Origin of the sequence: Neobacillus sp. KR4-4, assembly GCF_042136325.1 — a bacterium.
Lineage (GTDB): Bacteria > Bacillota > Bacilli > Bacillales > Cytobacillaceae > Neobacillus.
The window spans coordinates 86,390-109,332 of sequence record NZ_JBHHJU010000002.1; the positions used below are offsets into that span (position 1 = coordinate 86,390).

The 22,943-nt window shown below is 43.4% G+C and carries 23 protein-coding genes; 8 read left to right on the forward strand and 15 right to left on the reverse strand.

Features of this window, described 5'->3' with window-relative positions; translation table 11 throughout:
- Positions 1-51 precede the first annotated feature (51 nt).
- The 5 genes from ACE198_RS02115 to ACE198_RS02135 all read left to right on the forward strand — a co-directional run bounded on the left by ACE198_RS02115 (position 52) and on the right by ACE198_RS02135 (position 4,480).
- Positions 52-345, forward strand: a complete 294-nt coding sequence (locus ACE198_RS02115) for an RNA polymerase alpha subunit C-terminal domain-containing protein (RefSeq protein ID WP_375374567.1) — start codon at positions 52-54, stop codon at positions 343-345.
- A 265-nt stretch (positions 346-610) separates the two neighbouring features.
- On the forward strand, positions 611-790 hold the full coding sequence (locus ACE198_RS02120) for a hypothetical protein (protein WP_375374568.1): 180 nt from the start codon (positions 611-613) through the stop codon (positions 788-790).
- 225 nt (positions 791-1,015) lie between these two features.
- Entirely contained in the window at positions 1,016-3,988 is a 2,973-nt protein-coding gene (locus ACE198_RS02125) for a DEAD/DEAH box helicase (RefSeq protein WP_375374569.1), read from the forward strand.
- Positions 3,985-4,188: a hypothetical protein gene (locus ACE198_RS02130; protein WP_180229964.1), complete on the forward strand. Its 204-nt coding sequence runs from the start codon at positions 3,985-3,987 to the stop codon at positions 4,186-4,188. The genes ACE198_RS02125 and ACE198_RS02130 overlap by 4 nt, the downstream gene beginning before the upstream one ends.
- Positions 4,189-4,333: 145 nt before the next feature.
- Positions 4,334-4,480, forward strand: a complete 147-nt coding sequence (locus ACE198_RS02135; protein ID WP_180229965.1) for a hypothetical protein — start codon at positions 4,334-4,336, stop codon at positions 4,478-4,480.
- Positions 4,481-4,814: 334 nt separating this feature from the next.
- Here ACE198_RS02135 and ACE198_RS02140 read toward each other — a convergent pair whose 3' ends face one another.
- The 4 genes from ACE198_RS02140 to ACE198_RS02155 all read right to left on the reverse strand — a co-directional run bounded on the left by ACE198_RS02140 (position 4,815) and on the right by ACE198_RS02155 (position 9,173).
- Positions 4,815-5,867 (reverse strand): hypothetical protein, encoded by a 1,053-nt coding sequence (locus ACE198_RS02140; RefSeq protein WP_375374570.1) that lies wholly within the window; start codon positions 5,865-5,867, stop codon positions 4,815-4,817.
- 130 nt (positions 5,868-5,997) lie between these two features.
- The gene (locus tag ACE198_RS02145) at positions 5,998-6,762 is read right to left on the reverse strand and encodes a class I SAM-dependent methyltransferase (protein ID WP_375374571.1); all 765 of its coding nucleotides are present in this window, start codon (positions 6,760-6,762) and stop codon (positions 5,998-6,000) included.
- A gap of 273 nt (positions 6,763-7,035) precedes the next feature.
- On the reverse strand, positions 7,036-7,866 hold the full coding sequence (locus tag ACE198_RS02150; protein WP_375374572.1) for an aldo/keto reductase: 831 nt from the start codon (positions 7,864-7,866) through the stop codon (positions 7,036-7,038).
- 47 nt (positions 7,867-7,913) lie between these two features.
- The gene (locus ACE198_RS02155; protein ID WP_375374573.1) at positions 7,914-9,173 is read right to left on the reverse strand and encodes an MFS transporter; all 1,260 of its coding nucleotides are present in this window, start codon (positions 9,171-9,173) and stop codon (positions 7,914-7,916) included.
- A gap of 195 nt (positions 9,174-9,368) precedes the next feature.
- Here ACE198_RS02155 and ACE198_RS02160 point away from each other — a divergent pair, with 195 nt between their 5' ends.
- A complete protein-coding gene (locus tag ACE198_RS02160; protein WP_098571473.1) occupies positions 9,369-9,740 on the forward strand; it encodes a winged helix-turn-helix transcriptional regulator in 372 nt (123 codons plus the stop codon).
- Between the two features lie 171 nt (positions 9,741-9,911).
- On the opposite strand, the gene ACE198_RS02165 is transcribed toward ACE198_RS02160, so the two are convergent.
- From ACE198_RS02165 to ssb, 5 genes are all read right to left on the reverse strand, one after another.
- Complete coding sequence (locus ACE198_RS02165) at positions 9,912-11,597, reverse strand: hypothetical protein (protein WP_375374574.1); 1,686 nt, start codon at positions 11,595-11,597, stop codon at positions 9,912-9,914.
- A gap of 423 nt (positions 11,598-12,020) precedes the next feature.
- Positions 12,021-13,160 (reverse strand): 3D domain-containing protein, encoded by a 1,140-nt coding sequence (locus tag ACE198_RS02170; protein ID WP_375374575.1) that lies wholly within the window; start codon positions 13,158-13,160, stop codon positions 12,021-12,023.
- A gap of 129 nt (positions 13,161-13,289) precedes the next feature.
- Entirely contained in the window at positions 13,290-13,718 is a 429-nt protein-coding gene (locus tag ACE198_RS02175; protein ID WP_375374576.1) for a hypothetical protein, read from the reverse strand.
- Between the two features lie 353 nt (positions 13,719-14,071).
- Positions 14,072-14,296 (reverse strand): hypothetical protein, encoded by a 225-nt coding sequence (locus ACE198_RS02180; RefSeq protein ID WP_142332953.1) that lies wholly within the window; start codon positions 14,294-14,296, stop codon positions 14,072-14,074.
- Entirely contained in the window at positions 14,289-14,666 is a 378-nt protein-coding gene (ssb, locus tag ACE198_RS02185) for a single-stranded DNA-binding protein (protein WP_375374577.1), read from the reverse strand. The genes ACE198_RS02180 and ssb overlap by 8 nt, the downstream gene beginning before the upstream one ends.
- 246 nt (positions 14,667-14,912) lie before the next feature.
- Here ssb and ACE198_RS02190 point away from each other — a divergent pair, with 246 nt between their 5' ends.
- Positions 14,913-15,347: a YwpF family protein gene (locus ACE198_RS02190; RefSeq protein ID WP_375374578.1), complete on the forward strand. Its 435-nt coding sequence runs from the start codon at positions 14,913-14,915 to the stop codon at positions 15,345-15,347.
- A 52-nt stretch (positions 15,348-15,399) separates the two neighbouring features.
- On the opposite strand, the gene ACE198_RS02195 is transcribed toward ACE198_RS02190, so the two are convergent.
- The 5 genes from ACE198_RS02195 to spoIIID form a co-directional block, all read right to left on the reverse strand.
- Positions 15,400-15,738 (reverse strand): hypothetical protein, encoded by a 339-nt coding sequence (locus tag ACE198_RS02195; protein WP_251459481.1) that lies wholly within the window; start codon positions 15,736-15,738, stop codon positions 15,400-15,402.
- A gap of 138 nt (positions 15,739-15,876) precedes the next feature.
- On the reverse strand, positions 15,877-16,311 hold the full coding sequence (gene fabZ / locus ACE198_RS02200) for a 3-hydroxyacyl-ACP dehydratase FabZ (RefSeq protein ID WP_098571481.1): 435 nt from the start codon (positions 16,309-16,311) through the stop codon (positions 15,877-15,879).
- 74 nt (positions 16,312-16,385) lie between these two features.
- Entirely contained in the window at positions 16,386-17,084 is a 699-nt protein-coding gene (locus ACE198_RS02205) for a DNA-directed RNA polymerase subunit beta (protein ID WP_375374579.1), read from the reverse strand.
- A 418-nt stretch (positions 17,085-17,502) separates the two neighbouring features.
- Positions 17,503-18,504: a rod shape-determining protein gene (gene mreB / locus ACE198_RS02210; RefSeq protein ID WP_098571483.1), complete on the reverse strand. Its 1,002-nt coding sequence runs from the start codon at positions 18,502-18,504 to the stop codon at positions 17,503-17,505.
- Between the two features lie 186 nt (positions 18,505-18,690).
- Positions 18,691-18,963, reverse strand: coding sequence for a sporulation transcriptional regulator SpoIIID (spoIIID, locus tag ACE198_RS02215; RefSeq protein ID WP_088090148.1), 273 nt, complete (start codon positions 18,961-18,963; stop codon positions 18,691-18,693).
- 646 nt (positions 18,964-19,609) lie between these two features.
- Here spoIIID and ACE198_RS02220 point away from each other — a divergent pair.
- On the forward strand, positions 19,610-19,930 hold the full coding sequence (locus tag ACE198_RS02220; RefSeq protein WP_251459483.1) for an MGMT family protein: 321 nt from the start codon (positions 19,610-19,612) through the stop codon (positions 19,928-19,930).
- Positions 19,931-19,983: 53 nt separating this feature from the next.
- On the opposite strand, the gene ACE198_RS02225 is transcribed toward ACE198_RS02220, so the two are convergent.
- Positions 19,984-22,824, reverse strand: a complete 2,841-nt coding sequence (locus ACE198_RS02225; RefSeq protein ID WP_375374580.1) for an Ig-like domain-containing protein — start codon at positions 22,822-22,824, stop codon at positions 19,984-19,986.
- Between the last annotated feature and the right edge of the window lie 119 nt (positions 22,825-22,943).

Below are 22,943 nucleotides of genomic sequence, written 5' to 3' on the forward strand. Positions count from 1 at the left end.
GCATGATTTGAAAAACCAACCGATATTCCATGAAAAAGGAGACATTTTACAATGGCCACTTCCGAAAAAAGTTTAAGGACTTGCGATCAAGGACACAAATTTTATAAAAGCAGTGACTGTCCGACCTGTCCCACATGTGAGAATGAACGCAAACCTGCAGATGGATTTCTTTCCGTATTCTCCGCACCAGCAAGGCGGGCATTAGAAAACAATGGGATCACTACTTTGCAGCAACTATCAACGTATACCGAAAAAGAGATTTTGCAATTTCACGGTATGGGGCCAGCTTCTTTACCTAAGCTTAGAGCTGCTTTGAAGGAACATGGGTTATCATTCAAGGGGTAGTATCGCAACAGGTGCTGGATTATTGACATATCGCCATGCCTTGATGCATATATGAGCTCGCCGCCAATGTGCTGCGGGCTTTTATTTTGTTTTTATTTACTAGAGCTATGCTTCGGTATCACCTTAAAGTGATCTATTTTAACCCCGCGCCTCCCGCTTGCAAGATAATTCAGGCATCGCCCTCCTCTAACCACACATTTTTGGGTATAATAAAGGAATATGGATTTTTCTGTGAAAATTATTGGTGCCCCCTTTGTGACATTAGTTGGTCATTGTTGGTTTCATTGTTGGCGTCATTGTTGGTGTCATTGTTGGTGTCATTGTTGGTGTCATTGTGGGTGCCTTTGTGGATGTCGTTGTGGGTGTCAGGCACCGGCCGTGGACATTTCTCGTAATTTTGTCCATATGTCACGGACGTTTTCTGGTTTTTATGGATTTTATTTAGGATTATGGATATTGATTTATATATTATTTTTGTTTTGTGCAGTTTCCGTTGGATTTAGTGCAATTTTATTTTAGTTTTGTACGAAATTTAGGGGCTTTTGTGCAACTTTTTATATGTTTTGTACGATTTTTAAGGGGTTTTGTACAATTAGACATTATTTGGAAACCAACAGCTAGTAAAATAGCCTATGATGTTCTCTCCCCCACTAAAAGGAGTTTTGTATCGATGCTTAAAACAAGGTTTATGAAATTGCTGACAACTAAAATCGGGGAAGGGCGTTTTCTTCTTACTGCTGAAGATGAACAAGGTCGTGTGATGAGCCCATTTAGGTGGAAGAATCTCGTTTTCAGCAGTCATGAGGAAAGCTTCTTTGGTACGCTCCTTGAGACGGAGACTATTGATGGTGTCGAAGGTGTCGTTGTGAGCAGTTGGCATTTGGTCTCGCTTTTTGCCAAGGAGTCATTTAATCGATTTATCGAATGGGATTGGAATGAACAATCTGAGATTTGTCTTGCAGCCAGCCTTGCGCTTTATGAAGGGATTCTCGAAAAAGATTGGCTGCCGGACTTTTCGGTTTGGGAGCATGGCGATTTCCGCTGGAAACTTCCTGAGCGCGTCAAGGACGAGTTCGACTCATCGTTTTGGGAGCAAATGATTGAAGAACCCGATATTGATGATGAATCGACCGATCTCAACCTTGGGACGGCCGGTTCCCCTCTTGGAACAACGAAAAACTACATTTCCGATTTGTATAATGATGCCCTTGATGGCTACTTGACGCGGAATGCCGCGATGAAGGAGCTATTTGGACCGAAGCTCGACTTGCTCCGCAAGCAAAATATTTCCGGCAGCGAACTCGCTCGTTATTTTGATGAAGAAAGCTGGCTGGAATGGGTCGGGATTAAGGAAAGCGACACGCCGTTTACTATTGGGCTCCGACTGGATGAGCCACTGGATGGTGAAGGCGCATGGAGCCTGGATTTATTTTTACGAGGAAAGAAAAATGTTGATGATGTTTATGATGTTGAGGGTTCCGCGAAGATCCCAGCGAAGTGGCGGCCATTTTTGGAAAAAGTAGACCGTGAGCGGGAACGCTGGGTCCGCCTAATTCCGTGGTTAGGCGAAGACGGCTTTTTCAAAACGCATCTGAGTGAGGAAGAAGCGTGGATGTTTTTGACGGAGGCGAGTGAGACGCTGGTAGCCTTGGATGTCGAAATTCTCCTCCCTTCTTGGTGGCAGGCGATGAAAAATGCCAACTTGAAGGTGAAAGCATCGCTGAAAGGTACTTCGAGCCACCGGCCATCCTTTGTCGGACTTCAAGCCATGCTTGATTTTAACTGGCGCTTTTCGATGAATGGTGTCGACTTGTCCGAAGATGAGTTTGGGCAACTTGTCGAGGAGAAAAGACGACTTGTCTTTATTCGAGGGCGCTGGGTGAAGCTGGATCCGCAGTTTATTCGACAAATTCAGGATATGATGAAACGGGCCGAAAAGGAAGGCTTGCATGTCCGCGATTTGCTTGAACAGGAATTGATGGAGTCAGAAGCAGTCGAAGATGAGCTCGAGAATCCAAAGGCCTTTGCCAAAATTCAAATTGAGTTGAACCGCCAATGGAAGCAGATGGTCAAACAGTTGTCGGAAGTGAACGAAATTCCACTCGAGGATGTGCCGTCTGGTTTGCAGGGTGAACTCCGTCCATACCAGCAGCTCGGTATGAGTTGGCTCTGGTTCCTGCGCCAGTACGGATTTGGCGCCACCCTAGCGGACGACATGGGACTCGGGAAAACCGTCCAGCTCCTCTCCTATTTATTGAAGGTGAAAGAAGTGGCCGGGGATGAGTTGACGTTGGTGCCTGACACCCAAAAAGAGGTGAAAAAGCGCCGCAAAAAAGAGGAAGATGCCACTGCCGCGCCTGTTACGGCGAAGGTTCCGACCAAAGCGGCGCTGATTATTTGCCCGACTTCTGTGCTTGGAAACTGGCAAAAGGAGATTGAGCGGTTTGCGCCGGAGATGAAGGTGTATCTGCATTACGGGTCGAATCGTCTGAAGGAGGAAGCTTTTGTCGAGAAGGCGAAAGATGCCGATATTGTTTTGACTTCATATGGGCTGAGTCATATCGATTTGGCGGAGTTTGAATCGCTGATTTGGAGTTCGATTGCCATCGACGAGGCACAAAATATTAAGAATGCCCAGACTAAGCAGTCAAAGGCTGTCCGCAAGCTGCGCGGACGCCACCACATTGCTTTGACAGGGACACCGATGGAAAACCGTTTATCTGAGCTGTGGTCGATTTTCGATTTTACCAATCATGGCTACCTTGGCAGTTTGGGGCAGTTTCAGAAAAAGTTCGTGATTCCGATTGAAAAAGATGAGAAGAAGGAAAAAGTGCAGCAGCTGCAATCGTTGATTCGGCCATTCTTATTGCGCCGCACGAAAAAGGATGAGGAAGTTGCGTTGAATCTCCCTGACAAGCTGGAGCAAAAGGAATATTGTCCGCTTACGGCTGAACAGGCGTCGCTATACGAGCAGCTGATCCATGATACGTTTGCAGAAATTGAGAAACTATCTGGCTTTGAGCGTAAGGGGTTAATTTTACAAATGTTAAGCCGGTTGAAGCAGTTGTGCAACCACCCTGCCCTCTATCTGAAGGAAAAGTCGGCTGGACGCGAACTGCTTGAGCGTTCGAATAAGTTGGAAAAGCTTGTCGAACTGATTGACGCGGTTTTAGAACAGGGAGAGAGCTGTTTGATTTTCACCCAGTATATCGAAATGGGTGAAATGATTCGAAGCGCGCTAAAGAAGAAATTTGGCATCGAGGTGCCATTTTTGAACGGTAGTGTACCGAAGGCGAAGCGCGACGAGATGATTGAGCGGTTCCAGAACCAGGAATTCCCGGTCTTCTTGCTGTCACTGAAGGCCGGTGGAACCGGGCTGAATTTGACGGCAGCCAATCATGTCATCCACTATGATCGCTGGTGGAATCCAGCCGTTGAAAATCAAGCCACTGACCGCGCCTACCGGATCGGGCAATCGCGTTTCGTCCACGTGCATAAGATGATTTGTACCGGAACACTTGAGGAAAAGATCGACGCAATGCTCGAGAAAAAGCAATTCCTGAATGACCAGATCATCCAAAGCGAAAACTGGATCACCGAATTATCGACCGATGAACTTAAGGACTTGGTGTATCTGGGGTGATGTTAGTGGTGGTGTCAGGCACCGTTCGTGGACATTCCACCCTTTTGTCCATGCTGGGAGGACAACTTGATGGTGTCAGGCACCATTTGTTTGTTGAGGATAGTGACAATAATGATTTTGGTGTCAGGCACCACTACTATGTTATAAAGAGGATAAGGCCGCAATGGTTTTGTCCTTTTTTTGTTGGTGTTTATGCTTGAAACGGTGGTAAGATATTTACCTAAACTCTCTCATTTTTCTATATAATTTTGCTATTCCGTGTATTTTGTAACCGCTTTTATGTGAATAGATTCACAAGTATAATAGAGACATAAGAATCCAATAACCCAATCTAGGGAGGAAAAAATGATGCTTACGGACTTTTTATTTGAACTCAAAAACTGGTGGTTTGGCGAGTCATTTGATGAAGTTGAGGAATTTGAACGACTTGAGTCGAAGCATACCAGGGTTCACCATGATGAGAATATTTATGAAATCATTCGTGTTCATTAATCCAGCTTAAACGGCAGCGAAGCCCTCTTCCAAATAGAGGGCTTCGTTTTATTTTTCCGAATTTCAGGTGCGAAAGTTGAAATTCCACATTTAACTATTTCGCTGAATCTTAAAAAATAATAAATCTACTAAAAAGAAGCAAGAAAAAGCTCCAAGACCAAAAAATAAGAGGTTCGGTGCAGGAGATTTTACAAAAGAATAAACCACTATTGTGCATAATAGGAGAAAAATTGTTGAAATAATTGACTTTATTAAAGCTCTTTTAACGATACTCTTCCTTTGATTCACCAGTTATCACCTATCCTATAAAAATTAAGAGACTAGTAAACCATAATCACTTTTGGATTTTATTCGTGAGTGCTTGATAGAATTTCTGTGGTTCATCGAGACGGAGATGTGCCTTACTTACTTTTTTCTTAAAGCCATAAATGAAGCTTGCTTCGATTGGATGATAAAACTCCACTTCAAACTGGGGTTTTTCCTTGAAAAAATCTGTTAGGACCGCGTCGAAAATAAGTTTTGACTCCTCTTTTGTTATTGTTTCAGGTCCATCATACGGGTGAATTTCTTTAATTTCCTCTAGCGGCACGATTAACTGTTTCATGATACCAACCTGCAGATACAGATGCCGGTCCGTGATCATGATTGGGCAATGCCGAATTGCTTGGATTTCTGCTAGAAAGAATAACAAGGTATACACATTTAATACGAGCGCGATGATGGCAACCAAAGGACTCCACGAATGAAGGAGAAAATGAAAACCAACAGATTCCAAGACCAGTGCATGGATCAGCATGACGTATAACGTAATTGTGCCGGTTTTTTTATGGCAGGTGTACATACGTTCATCAAGTGTGGCTGGTTTTCTATGCCAAGAAACTAGACTGTAATAATACATCTTCACGTCAGAGAAAAAGATTTCTTGGGCCTTGGATGGCTTGAGGTGCTGATCCCATGCTTGTTTCATTCGATACGAGAAAGTAGGAATTTCGCTCTCATACTTACGGTAACTTTTGACGATCGCAGGGATTTTTGCCAGCAATTGAATGACGACGTATAGCTCGAGCAGGAAAAAAGCAGCCTCACCGGCCAATAAAATATATTTTACAAAGGAATACGCCGACAGGAGTTGATGCGGAATGACTAGGACCGCGACGCCGTATCCGGCAATCATCACGGGGAGTATATATTTTAGGGAGTATCGTTTTCTGATGATGAAGAAGTACACGAGTAATGGTATGGTGATGATGAAGTCAAATAAGGAGCCTAAGGCCATTCCTGTTGGGGGTGGTCCTAAACTTTCAAGACGGTAAATCAGGAAGTTGGAACATACGACTAAGGTGAGAATGAAGCTGAACCAAAGCCATTTATTTTTTAGTAGAGTCATCTTTTCTAACCTCCTTTGCTGATTTTGTTTTAACATAAATATCCATTTCCAAAGGTTATTTTGCATCATAAATATCATGAATATCTATGGAGCTCAAAGTAAAAAGGACCTTTTGCTGGCCCCCTCGCGATTACTCTTTTATCCCTACTACCCGAATCCGCTTATAATCCGCGATCCATGCACCGTTATGGTATAAAACTTCTCTTAAATTTTGGGTGGATTCTGTGATGATGCGCTCTTTGGCCTCGGGTGTGAGGCCGTCCAACATACTCGTGGCGAACATCTCGATCCAGTTACGCAACCCGTTTTCTCCGTTTAGTGGAGTTGGGCGATCAAAGTGTTGGGCGTGAGTGACTCGAAATCCAACTTGCTCCATCAGAGATGTGTATTCACCGATACTGGGGTAATACCATGGAAATTGCTCAGATTGATAGCTCGTTCCTAATTGTTGAATTAGTTCGTCGGTGATTTTTTGGACGTTGCCTTTCCCTCCGAATTCTGCGATAAATCTGCCACCCGGTTTTAAGGCTTGGTAAATGGATTGCAGGGCTTGTTTCGGAGTTTTCACCCAATGCAATGTGGCATTAGAAAAAACGGCATCGAATTCGTTCCTGTAATTCAGGGCTACAACGTCCTGCACCCTAAAGGTAAGTCCAGGATACTTATGTTGTGCCTGCTGGACCATGTTTTCGGATTTATCAATCCCAATTATGGCTGCTCCCTGTTGATTCATTTGGTTGGCCAGATCCCCTGTTCCACAGCCAAGATCAAGAATTTTTTCACCAGGCTTTGGTGCAAGCCATTGGAGCAGCGCCCCGCCAAAATGAGAAACAAATCCATGTTCCTGATCATATAAATCAGCATTCCAATTATCTTTCTTTACTCTACTGGACAACCTTCTCCACCCCTTACTTTCAATTTTTTAATAATTATAACAAATCATTGGGAAAAATAACTGTAAATGTGTCCATGCGCGGTGCCTGACACCAGGTTTCGGTAAATGCAGAAGGGCTCAATTTACCGTTAATAAACGATTTTTCCCTTGAACGGGAAATGTAGCAGGGCTCCTTTTACCGCAAGAGACGACTTTTCCCCTAAAAGGTAAATGAGAGAAAAAAACGACCAATTTTCGAATGAAAATTGGCCGAATGGCAATAGTTCTCTATGATTAGAAACCAAAGTTGTCGGGGTCTGGACCGACGCGGTGGTATTGGTTTAGCTCGTTGATCTGCTGCATGTCCTCTTGTGTTAGTTCAAAGTCGAATACTTGTGAGTTTTCGATGATCCGGTGTTCTTTTGTTGATTTCGGAATGGTGACGACGCCGTTCTGCAAGTCCCAACGCAAGATGATTTGGGCAACTGATTTATTGTATTTAGCAGCAATATCCACTAATGCTTCATTGTCCAATAATTGACCTTGCATTAATGGTGACCAAGCTTCCATCTGGATTCCGTTCTCGCGGCAGAATGCTTGGACTTCATTTTGAGTTAAGCGCGGGTGATATTCGACTTGGTTCACCATAGGCTTGATCTCTGCATCCTTCAAAAGGTCTTCCAGGTGGTGGACTTGGAAATTGCTGACCCCAATGGCTCTCACCCGTCCTTCTTTGTAAAGAGTCTCTAACGCTCTCCACGCCTCCTTGTATTTTCCAGCTACCGGCCAGTGGATGAGGTAGAGGTCTAAGTATTCCAAACCTAGCTTATCTAGACTTGTTTGGTACGCTGCCAAGGTTGATTCGTAGCCAAGGTCGGCATTCCAAACCTTTGAAGTGACGAATAAATCTTCTCTAGCGATGCCTGATTCCTTAATCCCTTGTCCTACTCCCTCTTCGTTTTCATAAATGGCCGCCGTGTCAATGCTCCGGTAACCATGTTTGATTGCCATTTTCACCGCGTTCACCAACTCCGGTCCTTCCTCTACCTTAAAGACACCCAGACCAAACCATGGCATTTTTACTCCGTTATTTAAAGTTGTAGTACTTTGTAAATTGTTTAACATTTTTTTATCCTCCAATTGTTTTTAGTTTAATCACACAACCGTCCTTCTCAAGAGGACATTTGTGTTTTTGTGGTGCCTGACACCATTGATTCCATTGATTCCATTGACTCCATTGATTTCATTGATTCCTGGTCTTTCTTTTCGAGCGCTCGGCTCACCCCTGTTAGGATGGCCGCGACTAGGACCATTAATGCACCGATCCAGGTGGTGTGAATGAGTCCGATTGAATCAGTGATGGCGCCTCCTAGGTAGGAACCGATGGCGATTCCTGCATTGAAAGCAGCAATGTTGATGGCGGATGCTACATCGACGGCACTTGGGACGTATCGTTCAGCAAGGATAACCACGTATACTTGAAGTCCTGGCACGTTCATAAAGGCTAGCAGTCCCATAAAAATAATAGTGATTAAGCCCGCGATTTTGAACGGCGCGGTGAACATTAGGACAAGCAGTACAACAGCTTGAACGATAAACATATAGAATAGGGATTTAATCGGGTTGCGGTTCGACAGCTTGCCGCCGACCGTATTTCCAACGGCGATCGCCAATCCGTACACAAGTAAGATAATTGCAATCGAACTCTCGTTAAATCCTGTTATCTCCTGTAGTAATGGTGACAAATAAGTAAAGACAACAAATGTGCCGCCATACCCTAGGGCCGTGATGATGAATAAAAGTACGAGCCGGCCATTGGTCAGGAGCTTGAATTGATCTCGAACGCTGGTCTGGTTCCCTTTTTTCAATAAAGAAGGTATGAGAATCCAGTTGGCGATGAAGCCGATGATTCCAACGATGACGATGAGGATGAAGGCAAGCCTCCAGCCATATTGTTGACCGATGAATGTTCCAAATGGTACGCCGGTGACGGTGGCCACGGTAAGGCCGGAGAACATGATTGAGATAGCGCTCGCGCGGCGGTTGGCCGGGACGAGATCGGCAGCGATGGTGGAACCGATTGACATGAAAACACCATGTGCTAATGCGGAAATCACACGGGCTGCGAGCAGGACGCTGATCGTTGTTGCGCTTGCGGCGATTCCGTTACCGATGATGAAGACAATCATGATCCATAGTAATAGAGTTTTCCGTGACATGCGCGATGTCATTGATGTCAGTACTGGCGCTCCAACCATTACCCCGAGGGCGTATAGGGAGACGGTCAGTCCAGCAGTGGTGACGGGTATATGCAAGTCTTGGGCGATGAGCGGCAGCAGGCCGACGCTGATAAATTCAGTGGTTCCGATTGCGAAGGCGCTGATGGCTAAGGCCAGTAGTGCGAATGTGCTTTGCTGTTTATTTAAAGACATAAATTTTCCTCCTCATTTGTGTAGGTTTATTTAAAAAGGTATGATTATTTTCATCCGGCAAATGTTATTATGGAGGATATACAGAATTATCGGAAGTACGCACTTTAAAGTTATATAGGTACCTAGTAGTGCTATAGGTACTTTTTAGTGCCTATCTCCTGACTGTCAGTTTGTGAAATGAGGAGGAAGATATAGATGGAGAAGAAAAAATATAATATATCGGTTGAGGCGACGCTTGAGGTAATCGGCGGGAAGTGGAAGTGTGTGATTCTCTGCCATTTGACGCATGGGAAAAAGCGGACGAGTGAATTGAAGCGCCTGATGCCGAATATTACGCAGAAGATGTTGACACAGCAATTGCGAGAGCTGGAGGACGATGGTGTGATTAATCGGATTATTTATAATCAGATTCCCCCGAAGGTAGAGTATGAGTTAAGTGAGTACGGCCGGAGTCTGGAGGGAATTCTGAATTCGCTTTGTACATGGGGAGAGCATCATATCGAGAAGGTATACGGAGACAAGTTCTCTGTCCTCGAGGAAAATGTTTTGAATGATCATCTGAAATAGATAGTGGCAATAGTGTTAATGGTGTCATTTTATGGTGTCAGGCACCATTTGCCCACTAACCCCAGTGGCAACAGTGTTTTCGGTGTCAGGCACCATGGACCATTAACTATTGACCACAGCACTCATAAACACGCCAAAGGCCGCATTTCTGCGGCCTTTGGCGTGTGTTTTTTATGCTTGAATATGCGGTCGGTCTTTTAGATGGTCGGTGTGCTCCAGCATGTGCATGTGAAAGAGTTCGTAGCGGACCCAGCGGAGTGGGAATGAAAACGCGACTTCATTTTTCTTGTTGTAGATGAGAACGTGTTTTTTGTTATGTTCTACTTTTTTGATTTCATGCAAGCCGATAGTGTGCTGCTTCGATCCGTTTTCCATCACAAGCTGCTGGCCAACGACTCTGATTTTTCTTTTCTTATTTGCGGTAAGTTCATAAAGACACATCCCAGCGCCGATAATGGTTAATGCTACTAAGAAAAGAATCCCGTCTTTCGGAAATCCTGTTACCGCCTCTTTAATCCAGTGAACCACCGCGAGGCTCAGGAAGAACCAGGCACCTCGACTTAGCGACGGCGAGCTTTCAAAGTAGATACTGGACTCATGTTCTTCCTTTTCCTCTGCTCTCTTTTTGAAAAAAGCTGCTTTATGTTCTTCGATGCTGAGTGAGTCCCATTCAACAAAATCAGTATAGCTGCCATCCCATAGTTCGGCCGTATCGTCTCCATCCTCAAGCGCATAGCCGCCTGCCCAGCCCGCGTATCGGGTCCCGATATGCACGAAACTCAGCAAATAATAGCGTATCGGCTGGCGATATGTGTTTTCGGTTTCGACTGTATCGATGATCTGGATGTCCTCCGGATAGCGGATGACTCCCTCCTCTTCCTCTGGCAGGTTGATAATCGTTGAAAAGAGTCTCGTCTTCGCCAAATGCGGCTGCTTTCCTTCCGTGATGGGATACAGATGCTCTAAATTTCTCGCCCTTAACTCCCAATAAACCATTTCTGCACTCTCAATATGCTCCGCTGCTTCTACGAGTGTGTTCTGTTGATACGGGAGGTTTTTGGCCACACATACCAACAGCGCCTGCGTTTTTATCAACGGATCGCGGAAGTTCATGGCCTGCTCCAGCTCAGCACCGATGTCGGCTGAAAAATAATATTCCATCAAGCTAATAAATAATTTCATTTTTGTTCGAACGGCAAAATAGCTGTCCTTCCAAGCCGTATAAACATATTTGCTTGAAAAATCGTCGTCAAATTTCAGATACTCCAGTTTCTCTATGTGATAATCGTTGAGCAATGACGGGAGGATGACGTCTTTCCTATAACCTTTTTCTATACCGGAGTCGTTCAGCGATAATACTAAATGATAAAACAACCATTTATAATGCTCTGTATGGAGCTTGTCGAGGGTTTTATCAAGGATTCCCTTAATCAGCATTGGATAGGGTTCCAGGTCATTGACGGGAATATGGAATTCTTCGGTCTCGATTAACTCGACGATTTTTTCCTCGAGTACATAAAAAATATCCTCATCTTCTGTTGTGAGCAGCATTTCAATTGCCCGCTCTTTGGCCTGCAAGTCAAGGCCGTCAAAATGCTTGATGAGCGCTTCCACCACTTCCGGCATTGGAAAATCACAGACAAAGTCAATAAGATAAAAGGAGGGGTTGTCCCAGCGGTCGACAGGCTCTGGGAATCCGGATGCTGCCGTTTTGATTATATCCTTTAACACATCAATTTGAATCTCGAGTCCCTCGTCCTGCTTATATTGAAAAAGCTGGTCAAGCGCTTCAAATCTCTTTTGCGGAATTTCACTTTTTACCTGCTTTAAAATCGAACGCAGTTTTAATTCAATCACTAAACCGATCCCTCTCTCATACTACCAATTTGTAACAATATGAATTTATTTTATTTCATAAACACAAAATCATCAACGTGTCAGAGGAAGAAATTTGGGGTGTTGGCACCATTGGTGGTTGTATAAATCCTGTAGCTATAGTGCTTTGGGTGTCAGGCACCATTTGCTGTATAAATCCAGTAGCTATAATGCTTTCGGTGTCAGGCACCATTTGCTGTATAAATTCAATAGCTATAGTGCTTTCGGTGTCAGGCACCATTTTCCATATAATTCCAGAGGCTATAGTGCTTTCGATGTCAGGCACCATTTGATTAGCCCACTGACAATATTGCTATAGTCGCACCCGCACTGCACCGAACCACAACACACCGCACCGAACCCGACAAAAAAAAGACCTAACAGTTTCCTGTTAGGTCTTGAGAATTAGTCTAATACGATGATTTTTACGGTTTTTCTGCCCCACTGGATGCATTTGGATGTGGTTGGCATTAATACGTCGATTTTATGGCCTTTGATTGCGCCGCCTGTATCGCCTGCGATGGCTACGCCGTATCCTTCAACCCAGACCTTTTTTCCAAGCGGAATGACTCTTGGGTCGACGGCAATCAATTTCATATTTGGATGCTTCCCAATATTGTAGCCTGCTGCCGTGATATTCCCTGACTCTTCCGGGCTGTATGCTGTCGCGGTCACATACATTTCCTTCCCTTTGACGGCACCAGTTGTTTCGTTATTTGAAGATGGCGCCGGCGCCGGTTTTGCTTTTGAAGCTATAGGACGCGGCTTCGCGGACTTCGCCTCTTCTTGTTCACTTTTCATTTTCGCTTGAATAGCATTCAATTGTGATTGGATGCCTGCCTTTTCCTGTTCAGCAAGCTCCATTTGTTTAAGAATTTGACTATATTTTTGTTGCATTACGGTTAAGGTTTGTTGACTTTTTTGTCTGTTTTGATCAAGTGTTTGCTGTTGTTTCGCAAGTTCACTTTGATCTCCTAATAAAATTTGTTCTTGTCTATCAATCTCTTTTTTATCTTCTTCAATCTGCAGCAGATCTGCCTTTTGGGACGTCAAAATATCTTTATCCGCATCCATAATGGTTGAAACCGCACTTGCGCGTTGAATAAACTCTGAGATACTATCAGACTCGAAGAAAAGATTGACGATTACATTGATGTTGTCATTTTGTTGAAGTGAGACAGCTCTCTGCTTCATAATTCCTTTGCGGGCAAGAATTTTGTCTTCTAGGACGACTATTTCTTGCTTCTTTTTTTCAATGAGTTGGTTCGTAGCATCTATTTTTTGTTGCGTTTTGGCCATTTCTTCTTTGTTTTTTGAAATATTACTGTTCAGGGCATTCAATTCTTGTTGAATTTTTGCAATTTCTTGATTAACATTTTGCTTTTCTTGCGCCTTTTGCTCTACTAAACTTTGTTTTTCAGCTAGTTCTTCTTTAGCATTATGTAGGGCTTCCGTGCTTGTTTGTGCATATGTAACCATAGAACCTGATACCGATAATACGATTGTAAGTAACATGAGAATGATACGCTTTCTTGTCGTTTGCATACACTTTCTCCTTTCCTTAGTACTCTATTTATACCAGAAGAATGTGCCAGTAATGTTACAAAAAGATTAAAAGTACATCACTTTTTGTCATATTACACATATTAGTGTCAATTCTGTGGCATAACAGCGTCAATTTTTTTGGGGTGGAACGTCACATTTCTCCTCCATTTTCTTACTTTCTGCCAGCGTACCGCTTGGTTTGGACTTTGCTCGTCTTTTTTTGCCATTCGGAAAGTCCGCTAAAAAAGACACCCTGTTCCCTTCTTTAATGGCAAAGCGGGTGAGAATCTCAAAGACTTCTTTCTCGGTTAGATCATTGTTTTCTTTATAGATTTGTAAAGAATGCTTCTCGTACATAATATGAATGTCAGAATTAAAACTAAGGATAGGAATAATTGCTTTTTTATGAAATGGAATCGATTGATAAGGCGTAACTTCATATGTTTGGAGTGACCGAGTTGAGAGCTGTACTGCATCAAAAAAACTTGGTTTGTAGTTGAACCTCTTTTTCCTCCTGCTTGATGGATTGACAATGAATATTATTGAGTTTTCCTCCACAAAGATACAAACCTCCATAAAATACAATAATTTACATACTCTAACATTATTCGACGATAATCTACAATTTCCTTTAATGTTATTTTATGCCACCCTAACTTTTTTTTGGGACGTTCACTATTTTTTCATAAATGATTATTTCACTTATAAATCAAAGAAGCCGCTGATGAGTTCAGCGGCTTCTTTTAAAAAAAACAGGGGGGTTTTTCTATTAGTTTACCCCGGTGGAATATTTTTATACGTGTCAATCAAAAAAAATTCCGGCAAGTAACTGCCGGATAAACGGAGATCAATTCGGAGATGGCATTGATTTTTTATCATAAAGGCAGTTGCGGGGATAAATTTTTGAAAACCTATAAACGAAATGGAGTAATTGATGAAGGTTCTTGTGAATGGGAGGAGTAAATTCTGATGAGGTCGTCTCTTTCCTTGATTTCATGCTGCTGTTCCTTAATGATCCATTCCAACTGGCTGACACGTTTTTGGAGGCCGTCAAGATTTTTATTTGAATTTCCAACCATTTTGATTAAACTTTCCAGTAATTGCTCGAGGTTTCTAGTCATTTCATTGTTAGACACCAATCGTCACTTCCTCCTTTTTTAGAGGAGTTTCCACTTCATGCGGCTGCGGTTTGGAGCTTAGGAACTGGACCGTTTCCGCGACTACCTCTGTGACATATACCTTTTTTCCTTCTTTGTTCTCATAGTTCCGCGTCTGCAAACGCCCCGTGATTCCGATGACTGCACCTTTCCGGCAGTATTGACACGTATTTTCAGCTGCTTTCCGCCAAAGGGTACATTGGATAAAGTCAGCCTCTATTTCGCCGTTTTGGTTCCGAAAGTGACGCGACACAGCCAGGGTAACTTGGGTTACAAACGTCCCTTCTGTCGTCTGTTTTAATTCCGGATCCCTTGTTAACCTGCCAACCAGTGTGACTTGATTGATCATACCTTCATCTCCTTCTTTGTTTGACGGTATTAGCATAGCCTTACGGTGTCCTCGTTGTAAAACAGGGAAACAACCATTATTCGTCTGCTTTTTAGGAGATAAACGGTTTTTCAAAGGCATTTTTGTCAAAAAAGGCGTGTAGATTTTCGGAAAAAACTTATCTTCTAAATTTCGACAAAAACTTTTCGACATTTGCTTTACGTGCACATATGTTATAATTTTGAAAAAGGAAATCAGGAGGTTATGATGAAATCTTTTAAGTTGTACTCATTAGATGTAGTGGAAGATGATGCTTCGATTGAAGTTCCGTTAGTAGATGGCTTAATTCTCAATAAGGAAGACGAGCGCTCCACATGGCTGCTTGAGGCGTATACAGATTTATCCCTCTATGATTATTTCAAAGCAATCTCTGAGCAAAATCGCGACATTATTGTTGAGGCTGTGATTACCAAGAAGGAAAACGCACCTGCTTATTTTCAAACCAAAATTGTCTCGTTAACTAAATTTGAAAAGCATATTAGCGTTTTGTTCGAGGGAAAAATCCGCCGGAATAAAAGCGACTATTCTGAGCTTTTGCTCGAAAGTCTGCTTCAAAAAGGATTAGAAGGCTCCGCGCTGCTCAACGAATTTAGAGAAAAGATCCAAAGCAAACCGAAGTTAAAAGTGAAGTCGAACAAATAAATCATGCGTAAAGGGACAGGCTAACGGCCCGTCCCTTTTTTATTGCTGTGCATTACTCGTCTTTATTATCCGCGTCTTTTCTGTCAATATCATCTTCAATTATCTCTTCTTTTTTGGTATTGCTATCCTTCATTGGGTCTTTGTCGGTATCCGTATTTTTGTCCTCTGTGTTTGGATAATGATTGTTTCTGTTGTCTAAATCAAGGTTGTCATTATCATACTTGTTTAAATCGTTACGGTTTAAATCGTTGTCATTTAAATCATTATCATTTACATTGTTATCGACGGCTGGCGGCGGCGGATTTTGGTCATCGTTATCATTATTACATGCTGTTAACATTCCCGCGGATAAAATCGATCCTGCGAGCATAAGAAATAACTTTTTCTTCAAGATGATAAACCCCTTCCAAAACAAATTTTGACCTACCTATGGGTCTAATTTTAGGATGTCCAATGTGTATCGAATGATGGCTAGCATTTTTTTACATAAAAAAACGACCAGAAATTCCTTCCGGCCGTTTCGTTTCGTTTATTCTTTTTTCTCGCCTAAGGCAAAGGTGATTTCAGCTTCACAGGCCACTTCGCCGTCAACGGTTGCAACGGCTTTTCCTTTGCCAACTGGTCCGCGCAGACGGATGATTTCTACTTCCAGACGAAGCTGGTCACCTGGTTTGACCTGCTTTTTAAAACGGCAGCCATCAATTCCAGCAAAAAAGGCTAAGCGGCCGCGATTTTCTTCTTTTTTCAACATGGCGACAGCCCCAACCTGTGCGAGAGCTTCGACGATTAATACACCAGGCATGACTGGGTAATCAGGAAAATGGCCATTAAAGAACTCTTCATTGGCACTAACGTTTTTAATCCCAACTGCGCTCTTTCCTTCTTCTACTTCTAAAATTCGATCCACCAAAAGGAATGGGTACCGATGTGGGATGATTTCTTTAATTTGTTCGATATCTAACATGGATTAGTACCTCCTACTAGTAACAAGTATTTATTTCTTATTTTACTACTTAAGGTATACAAAAAGGAAGGGATTTACCTCCCTTCCTCCACTTTTCTTTTTCCTTTTTCAACTAAATCAACAATATGTGTCCATGTGGATTCCTTGAAAACATCTTTAACGTTCCCGCCGCCAAGGACCCCATATCCAATCATAGCGCCTAGCGATATGCTTATGAAAGCAAAGATCACTAAAAGAATCAGGCGCAGCCAAATGGGAATGAGGCGAATTCTGACTCGTTGATGTTTTTCAGAGACATTCTTTTCTTTGTCTCTCTTGGTGGCATTTTTCGTTTTTTTTGCCTCACGGCTTTGGTTCTTCACCTTGGATTTCTCCTGTTTTTCACGTTTATCGGCTTTCGCTTGTTTGGCAGCATCCCTTGTACCTTTTACGGCTGCTTTTGCTGGTTTCGCTGCGGTCTTCGTGACTGCTGATACTGCTTTTACCGCACCCTTTGCGATGGCTACCGCAGGTTTTGCCGTGTTTTTTGTTCCTTTAACAACTTCCTTGGCTTGGATCACAGGAGCATCCTTTATTTGCCGTCCCTCTCTGTTGGCCGTGCCCTGTGTTCTGTGTGCTTCGTCCCCGGAATGGTTCGCTGCGTCCTGTGCTCTGTGAGATGCGTTATGGGATTGTGTCGGAGCGTCCTGGGATTGTTTCTGCATCTCGGCCGCCTTGGCCCGTTTGTATTCTTCTCTTGTTCTATATTCTTGGTTTGGATTATTTACAGACATTTGTTAATTCCCCTTTTACTGACGTCCGCCCATTTATGTTTATCTGCATGGGAGACCCCGGACTCAGTGAATTATACATATTATATCCAATTTTTCTGTTCAACTCTTATAACTGGATATTTGGATTTATTTTTACAATACGTCATTCATTATTCTATTATAAAAAATAAATTCAAAATACTCATCAATTTTAACAGGAAATAGTACTAAAAGGTAGAATTTACTATATCCTAAAGCTTTTTAGGAATTGTAGTCCAAAGAAAAAAGCCCAATGACTGAGGCTTGTCCCGCCTGCTTCATTAGACTTTTTGTATCCTGCTCTTTTAAGGTATGATGTCTTACAACACTAGACCTAAAAGGGCCGCTCAGATTCTTTGTCAACTTCATTCCACTAGCAGGGACAATTTTTCAGAAAGGATCATCCAAACTTCCGACTTGGAATCTTGTCGATATTGTCAAGCATGATTCCTGTTCCAATTGCGACACAATCCATTGGATTTTCGGCCACTAGGACGGGAACTTTTAATTCGTCCGCGAGCAGCATGTCGATGCCGTGCAGTAATGCACCGCCTCCTGTTAAAATAACGCCGCGGTCAATAATGTCAGCTGATAGTTCTGGAGGAGTACGTTCCAGCACGCTTTTTGCAGCCTGAACGATCACCGCAACTGATTCACGTAATGAACCTTCGATTTCTTCCGAACGAACTGTAATGGTGCGCGGCAGACCGCTTACCATGTCACGTCCGCGGATTTCCATTTCTTCCGAGCGTGAACCTGGGAATACAGTCCCGATGTTGATTTTAATATTTTCTGCTGTACGCTCACCGATTAAGAGCTTGTATTCGCGCTTAATGTAGTTGAGAATTTCCATGTCGAACTTGTCACCGGCCATTTTGATGGAGGAAGAAGTCACGATATCGCCCATTGAAAGAACTGCTACATCCGTCGTTCCCCCTCCGATGTCCACTACCATGTTTCCACTCGGTTGGAATATGTCCATTCCCGCACCAATCGCTGCCACCTTTGGTTCTTCTTCTAAGTAAATCTTTTTCCCGCCGCTCTTTTCAGCTGCTTCTTTGATTGCCTTCTGCTCCACACTTGTAATATTCGTTGGGCAGCAAATCAGAATGCGCGGCTTCGATAAAAACCCTTTAACATTTAACTTATTAATAAAATGCTTTAACATTGCTTCGGTTACATCAAAGTCAGCGATCACGCCATCTTTTAGCGGGCGGATCGCGACGATGTTCCCAGGTGTCCGACCAACCATACGGCGAGCTTCTTCACCAACAGCAAGTACGCGATTTGTATTTTTGTCAATTGCCACTACGGACGGCTCATTTAATACGATTCCACGGCCTTTTACGTGAATTAGCACGTTAGCCGTTCCTAAGTCTATCCCAATATCTCTTGCAAACATTCTCTTTTCTTTCCTCCTTAAAACGGAATCCACATACTTTTCCTAATTGTATATTGTACCACACTCATTAAGATTTCCATACTTTTAGCATAGAAAAGTTGTAAAATCTTGCAGATGGATGTCGGATAGGAGGATTTCCAGAGAATGCCTTGATGCCTATTCTTTTTTCAGTCGATTCATGGATGTTTATTTTACAGTTTCACCTTCCTTCTCTTCTTTCTGATATTTCATTTTTGTTGCCTCTCCCCCTCGGAGATGACGGATTGATTTATGATAGTCTAAAATACCTTTAACCTCGTTTGCCAGCTCTGGATTAATCTCAGGAAGTCTCTCTGTAAGATCCTTATGGACTGTACTTTTGGATACGCCAAACTCCTTCGCAATTACGCGAACCGTTTTCCTCGTCTCCACGATATACTTTCCAATCTTGATAGTTCTCTCTTTGATGTAATCGTGCACACTCTCGCCCTCCCTAAATTGGATGTGAGAAGTGTGAAATGAGACCCGCTTATCACTTCGACGAATTCTGCTTCCGTTTTGGTGTCTGTTTTGGGCTGCTTTGGTGTCAGGCACCACTAAAAGACATTTGTCCATTAGTGGAGGACACTTTCCTTGATGGTGTTAGGCACCAAACGGCAGAAAGTAAGTTACCTTCTGTCTATACGATGAATAATCATGTCCCCGACTGAATGTCCGCTAACTTCAAACGACTCTTCACCTCAAACACTCTCTTTGTAAAGGTTTGTAACCATTTTATTAGCTTGGATACGGGAATATGCTAGAAATACTCAATCGGGACAAGGTGTTAGTCAAAGTTTTTTGATAATTGGACTTCTTACTTTTTTTCGACAGACGCGCGATCGGTCCAGAATCCCTTCGTTATGCGGTTTTGAATTGGAAATATCCGGAGCTTGATTTTATTTCCCAAGAAATTTGTCGATAAAAAAATTATTCAAAAATGGCGATTATGATTGGAATGGAGGTTAAAAAGTGGTTTGGAAGCCAGTACTTTGCATCATTTGGGACAGTTTTTTCTAAAAGTATTGTTAAAATTATTATATCTTTGATACCTTTTTGATATGTGTTTTTTGAAAGGAAGGTACCTATGACACCTTTTACTGAAAATGTGGTGGAAATTATTCGCAGCATCCCCGAAGGTAAGGTGGCGACGTATGGTCAAATCGCTCGGCTTGCTGGAAGCCCGCGTGCGGCCCGCCAAGTCGTCCGCGCCCTACACTCTATGAGCAAGAAGTACCACCTCCCTTGGCACCGCGTCATCAATGCTAAGGGGCAAATTGCCCTTCAGGATGACGAATCGTATCAGGAGCAACGGTTGTCGTTGGAAGCGGAAGGCGTGGAGATCGGCTTGAATGGAGTAATTGATTTGGAGAGGTATCAGTGGAAGCCTGCCCCAACCTCCACCTGAAGAAGAACAAAAGAAAAAAGGGGCGATCCGCCCCTTTCCCACTTTTATAAAGTTTAATACACTTTTATCGTTCGGATAGCACTAATGAATCCTTTAGCATTCTTTGCCGTTACCGACACCTTCGTTCCTCGTTTTTGCCTCGGGATCCTTACTTTAAAACTCCCATAACTATTTGCCTTCGCCGAATAGGTTTTCGTTCCAATCTTCACCTTCACGACGGCCAGCTTTTCTGTTTTTCCAGTAACAGAGGTTGCGGTATATTTGACCGCATTCACAACAGGAAGATTAGGGGCCACACGTGCGACCGTGAGTGATTTTGCATTGCTTACCTTCCCAGCTGTATCTTTTGCTGTAATTTTGAGCGCTGTCCCGCTGTTTTGAATCGGTATCGCCACCTTGAAATTACCGGCGCTATCGGCCTTTCCACTATAAATCTTACTACCAATTTGAACAGCAATACGCGCATACTTTTCCGACTTGCCAGTTACCACCGCTGATTTGTTATTAACGGCATTGACCACTGGGATGTTAGGAGCCACTCTCGTCACCTGTATTGTCTTTGGTGCGCTCGTTCCCCCTGCATCCGTCGCAGTCACGCTTAAGACCGTTCCGCTGTTTTGGGCAGGAATTGTCACCGTAAACTTTCCATTCGCATCGGCATTACTTTTATAGGTGGTTGCTCCTGCTTTTACCGAAATCACAGCGGATTTTACCGTTACACCTGTCACGGTAGTAGCTTTATTACTAACAGGATTCACCGTCGGGCTATTGGGCGGTACTTTTCCGACCACGAACTTTTGTAAACTTCGATTTGACGCGCCATCTACGATCGTCACGTAAAAAGTGGAACCTGGTGTTGGCGGTGTAATCTGAAAGGAAAATTTCCCGTCAGGACCCGCATAACCGAAATAAGTATGGCCAACCATAGCAATCGTCACAGAGGCGCCGGCTTCGGTTACACCAGTAATTTGGGTAGTTCGATTTGTCACTGTATTTATCTTAATTGGCGGCGGGGTTATGTCAATGAATTGAACCTCTACAGGTGCGCTGAGATTATTCGCAGCATCCGAAGCGATCACACGCAGATAAGTGCCTGACACCTGCTTGCCTATCGGAATCGTAAATTGGCCATCCACTGAGCTGGCATCGCCCTCGGCAATCAAGACGCTCCCATTAAAAATAGAAATATGAGCACCTGCTTCTGCCACGCCGGTTATTTCTTCCTTTGTCACCTGATTTGGCGTGTCCAGTAAGAGTTTCAGCGATGGAGGGGTTACATCTTGTACCGTAAAGAAAATCGATTCCCCTTGATTCTTGGAGGCATCTTCTATCCTAACTTCGATTTTCGTTCCTGCAGGCTGCTTCTCAAAAATAATCCAAAAATAATCGGAAGACACATAGCATGAACCGAGGATGGTTTGTCCTGACATCACGCGAATGAGTGCCCCTTTTTCTGCGTATCCACTTATAGAATCCGTCTGGTCCGTGATCGAATCTTGATTTAACTGCGGTGCGGCGGGCGCTGTTGTGTCCGCCACTATGACTGTCGCAGCTGGACTAATGTTTCCTGCTACATCCGTAGCGGTGATTTGAATCATCGTTCCTGCAGTCTGTTTTTCAATTCCGATTGAAAAATGGCCCTGTTCATCTGCCGTGATTTTTCCAAGGGAAACGGCTGTTTTGGCCTCAACCGTGGAAAATGGTTCGGCAATACCGGTGATGACTTCCGAATGCTCGGTCACTGCATCGACAACAGGCACTTCAGGCGGGATTTCATCCACAACCGTGACAACGGTCTCTGGACTGATCCGGCTGTAGCTATCCGTTGCCTTGATTGTCAGCTCCACTCCACTTTTTTGCGGAGGAATTGGAATCTGGAATCTTCCTGTTTCGCTCGATGCGCCTTCACAAATTTTCTCGGCTCCCCGGTATACCTCCACCTGACTATCCCGGTCGGTAATCCCACTCACCGTTGTATCCCGGTCACTTATTTTTTCAACCAACGGCTTTTCTAGCGTTCCAAGTGGATAACTGTTTTCAAACGGTTTATAGGCCACTGTACCAATGTCTAACTTCCCCAAGGAGTTACTGTAATCGTTCCCGTCCGTAATTCCACGCTCGATTCGAAGGGGGTCGGTTACACCCCAATAATTATCATTCGCATCGAAGAGCAAGCGATTATATCCTGAGACCTGCACCATCACTTTCGTGTGCGGCCATCCAAAGAAGTTATTCTGATTAATGTGGATATTGGGAATCCCGCCATCCCCATAGTCACCTCTTACGGTCAGATCATAATAAGAGTCGATTGGATTCATAAAGGTATTCTTTTTGATAAAAATTTCCCCTGGTCCATTCGCAACACTTAAGTCCGCTTTTTCACTAAAAAAGTTATGTTCAATAGTTGTCTCCAATGGCGATGAGGAGATAGAAATTGAGCCATTTTTGTATTGGTTATGGCGGAGGATGGCATTTTTGCCCATGGTCGTCACAAGAAACCCGCCATTGGACTTTGGTTGACGATAATGGTCCGCATATTCAATTTGAATCAAACTTCCATTAAATGTCGTTCCTTGTACATACACATCCTGCAAACGGATGCGTTCTTGCTCGGTCCCAACCGCCTTCAATTGGCCTCGCACCGTAATCCATGATCCATTTTGCCCAATCAACTCTACTCCCGGCTCAATCGTAAGGGTGACGCCTGAATTGATTTCGATCATACCCGTTTGATAATAGGGGGAGTCTTCTTTGGTTAACACTCTATCTTCACTAATTACGCCTGATATCGTGCTGCCGCTGCTAGTAGATTCCGCGTGGTTCTTCATCGGGAATAAGGTAAGCAATAAAAGGGTAGATAGGAAGATTTGCAGAAATTTCTTGTAAAATATCATCCGATTGGTCTCCATTAATAGTTTTATACTAATCATTATCATGGGCAGTATCCGAAATTACAATATCCTTTTTCTACTTTCTTTATAGTAAAATCAACAAAAAAAGACCACAAAACAAA